Annotated in this window: 3 protein-coding genes; all 3 read left to right on the top strand. The window is 66.8% G+C overall.

The window, feature by feature from the left end; all coding sequences use genetic code 11:
• The first annotated feature begins 2 nt into the window (after positions 1 to 2).
• The 3 genes from VEI45_RS00005 to VEI45_RS00015 are packed head-to-tail and all read left to right on the top strand — an operon-like array spanning position 3 to position 3551.
• The gene (locus tag VEI45_RS00005) at positions 3 to 1031 is read left to right on the top strand and encodes an enoyl-CoA hydratase/isomerase family protein (RefSeq protein ID WP_324848879.1); all 1029 of its coding nucleotides are present in this window, start codon (positions 3 to 5) and stop codon (positions 1029 to 1031) included.
• A 26-nt stretch (positions 1032 to 1057) separates the two neighbouring features.
• The gene (locus VEI45_RS00010; protein WP_324848880.1) at positions 1058 to 1831 is read left to right on the top strand and encodes an enoyl-CoA hydratase; all 774 of its coding nucleotides are present in this window, start codon (positions 1058 to 1060) and stop codon (positions 1829 to 1831) included.
• Positions 1832 to 1841: 10 nt separating this feature from the next.
• Positions 1842 to 3551: an alpha/beta hydrolase gene (locus VEI45_RS00015; RefSeq protein ID WP_414687361.1), complete on the top strand. Its 1710-nt coding sequence runs from the start codon at positions 1842 to 1844 to the stop codon at positions 3549 to 3551.
• Positions 3552 to 3555: the final 4 nt, after the last annotated feature.

The following is a 3555-nucleotide window of genomic DNA, read 5'->3' on the forward strand; positions in this document are numbered from 1 at the left end:
GGGTGACGGACGAGGTTTTGCGCCGCGTTGAAGACGGTGTGGGTTTTGTGACGTTGAATCGGCCTGAGGCGATCAATTCGCTGAATCAGGGCATGGTCGATGAGCTGCGCGTGGTTTTGGCCGGGTGGGAGCGGGACGCGGCGGTCGGTGTGGTGGTGCTGTCGGGTGCTGGGGAGCGTGGCCTGTGCGCGGGCGGGGATGTGGTGGCGATTTATCACAGCGCCCGCGGCGACGGGGTGGCGGCGCGGCGGTTCTGGCGTGACGAGTATCTGCTCAACGGCCAGATCGGCCGGTTCGGTAAGGCTTACGTGTCGCTGATGGACGGCATCGTGATGGGCGGCGGCGTGGGGGTGGGCGCGCACGCCAACATCCCGGTGGTGACCGAGACCTCGAAAATGGCGATGCCTGAGGTCGGGATCGGCTTCATCCCCGACGTCGGCGGGGCTTACCTGTTGTCGCGGGCGCCGGGGGCGCTGGGTTTGCACGCCGCGCTGACCGGTGCGCCGTTTTCCGGTGCCGATGCGATCGCCCTGGGTTTCGCCGATCACTTTGTTCCCCATGACAAGCTCGACACCTTCAGCCGGGCCATCGTGGCCGATGGCGTGCAGGCCGCGCTGGCCGCCCATGCCATCGAGCCCCCGCCGAGTGGCCTGGTGGCGCAGCGGGAGTGGATTGACCAATGCTATGCCGGTGACACCGTCGCCGACATCGTCGCCGCGCTGCGCGGCCATGACGCCGGGCCGGCCAACGACGCGGCCAACCTGATCGCCACCCGCTCCCCGATCGCGCTGTCGGTCACGCTGGCCGCGGTGCGCCGCGCGGCCAAGCTGGACACCCTGGAAGATGTGCTGACCCAGGACTATCGGGTGTCGTGCGCGTCGCTGCGCTCCCACGATCTGGTGGAGGGCATCCGGGCTCAGCTAAACGACAAGGACCGCAACCCGCACTGGTCGCCGGCGTCGCTGACGCAGGTGAGCACCGCCGACGTCGAGGCCTACTTCGCCCCGGTCGATGATGATCTGACGTTCTAGAAGGCTTGAGTTCGGGAAAGGGAGCCATGAGTTACCAAACCATCCTGGTCGAACGCGACGGGCGGGTCGGCACCATCACGCTCAACCGCCCCCAGGCGCTCAACGCCCTGACCAGTCAAGTGATGCATGACGTCACCACCGCGGCAGCCGCATTCGACGCCGACCCGGGTATCGGGGCGATCATCATCACCGGTTCGGCCAAGGCGTTCGCCGCCGGTGCGGACATCAAAGAAATGTCGGCGCTGGGGTTCGCCGACGTCTTCGACGCCGACTTCTTCGCACCCTGGGCCACCCTGGCCGCCGTGCGCACCCCCACGATCGCCGCGGTGGCCGGGCACGCCCTGGGCGGGGGCTGCGAACTGGCGATGATGTGCGATGTGCTGATCGCCGCCGACACCGCGAAATTCGGCCAACCGGAAATCAAACTCGGCGTGCTACCCGGCATGGGCGGCTCCCAGCGGCTGACCCGGGCCATCGGCAAAGCCAAGGCCATGGACCTGATCCTGACCGGCCGCACCATCGACGCCGCCGAAGCCGAGCGCAGCGGCCTGGTATCGCGGGTAGTACCCGCCGACGACCTGCTCACCGAAGCCAAGGCCGTCGCCACCACCATCGCCCAGATGTCCCGATCGGCCGCCCGGATGGCCAAAGAAGCCGTCAACCGCGCCTTCGAAACCACCCTGGCCGAAGGGCTGCTCTACGAACGACGGCTATTCCACTCCGCATTCGCCACCCACGACCAAACCGAAGGCATGACCGCCTTCATCGAAAAACGGGCCCCCAACTTCACCCACCGCTAACAATGCTGTGATGAGCGAGCCGACGATTGCCGAATCCCCTGAAGCAGCCGTCGAGCCGCCGCGTAAGAAGCCGTGGTGGGTTCGGCACTACACCTTCACCGGCACCGCGGTCGGCCTGGTGTTCCTGTGGTTCTCGATGACGCCGTCGCTGTTGCCACGCGGGCCGCTGTTTCAGGGCTTGGTCAGCGGCCTGTCCGGCGCGATCGGCTACGGCACCGGGGTTTTCGCGGTATGGCTGGTCCGTTACATGCGGTCGAAAGATTCCAGCCCGCCGGCACCGCGACGGGCGTGGCTGATCCTGATTGTCGCCGGTGCGGTCGGCATGGTCGCGATGGTGATCTGGTTTCACGTCTGGCAGGACCGGGTGCGCGATTTGATGGGAGTTGCGCACCTGAAATGGTTCGACTACCCACTGTCCGCCGCGCTGTCGTTGATCGTACTGTTCGCAGTGGTCGAGATCGGCCAGCAAATCCGCCGATTGTTCCGCTTCTTGGATCTGCGGCTGGATCGCTTTGCGCCGCCGCGGGTTTCAGCCGTCATCGTGGTGTTCCTACTGGTGGCGCTGACAATCGCGTTGCTCAACGGCGTGGTGGTGAATTTCGCGATGCGGACCATGAACAACACGTTCGAGACAGTCAACAACGAAATGAATCCCGACACCGCTGCGCCGAAGACGCCGCTGCGTTCCGGCGGGCCGGAGTCGCTGGTGTCCTGGAAATCGCTGGGACATCAGGGCCGCATCTTTGTCGAGGGCGGGCCCACCGTCGCCCAGCTCACCGCGTTCAACGGCGCCCCAGCAATCGAACCGATCCGCGCCTACGCCGGACTGGAATCCGCCGACGGCATCACCGCCACCGCGGAGCTTGCCGCGCGCGAGTTGCAGCGCACCGGCGGACTGCGCCGCGCCGTCATCGCGGTCGGCACCACCACCGGCACCGGCTGGATCAACGAGGCGGAAGCCGATGCGCTGGAGTACATCTACAACGGCAACACCGCGATCGTGAGCATGCAGTACTCGTTCCTGCCCAGCTGGCTGTCGTTTCTGGTGGACAAACAGAACGCCCGCCACGCCGGCCAAGCGCTGTTCGAGGCGGTGGACAGGCTGATGCGCCAACTTCCGGAGGCGCAGCGCCCCAAGCTCGTGGTGTTCGGCGAAAGCCTGGGCTCGTTCGGCGGCGAAGCGCCGTTCATGAGCCTCAACAACATCGTCGCCCGCACGGACGGCGCGCTGTTCAGCGGGCCGACGTTCAACAACACCGTCTGGCTCCAGCTGACGGCGACCCGCGATCGCGGTTCGCCGGAGCGGCTGCCCATCTATGCCGACGGCCATAACGTCCGGTTCGTCGCGCGCCCGAGCGATCTGCAGCGCCCAGGGGCACCTTGGGGCCACCCACGGGTGGTGTATCTGCAGCACGCTTCCGATCCGATCGCGTGGTGGACTCCCGACCTACTGTTCAAGAGCCCGGCATGGCTGCGGGAAAAGCGGGGCTACGACGTGCTGCCGCAGACGCGGTGGATCCCGGTGGTGACGTTCCTGCAAGTCTCGGCCGACATGGCGGTGGCGGTAAACGTGCCGGACGGGCACGGCCACCACTATGTTGCCGACGTCGCCAACGCCTGGGCCGAGGTGCTGTCGCCGCCCGGCTGGACACCGGACAAGACCGCCAAGCTGCGGCCGCTGCTGCACGGCGACGCCATCCTTACTGCCTCCAGCGGCTGAAGCG

The sequence above is a fragment of the Mycobacterium sp. genome, assembly GCF_035623875.1.
In the GTDB taxonomy this organism is placed as follows: domain Bacteria; phylum Actinomycetota; class Actinomycetes; order Mycobacteriales; family Mycobacteriaceae; genus Mycobacterium.

What these genes read in the sequence shown, in the direction of transcription:
- VEI45_RS00015 (WP_414687361.1), top strand. Translation starts at nt 1,842, where the DNA reads ATGAGCGAGCCGACGATTGCCGAATCCCCTGAAGCAGCCGTCGAGCCG.
- VEI45_RS00010 (WP_324848880.1), top strand. Translation starts at nt 1,058, where the DNA reads ATGAGTTACCAAACCATCCTGGTCGAACGCGACGGGCGGGTCGGCACC.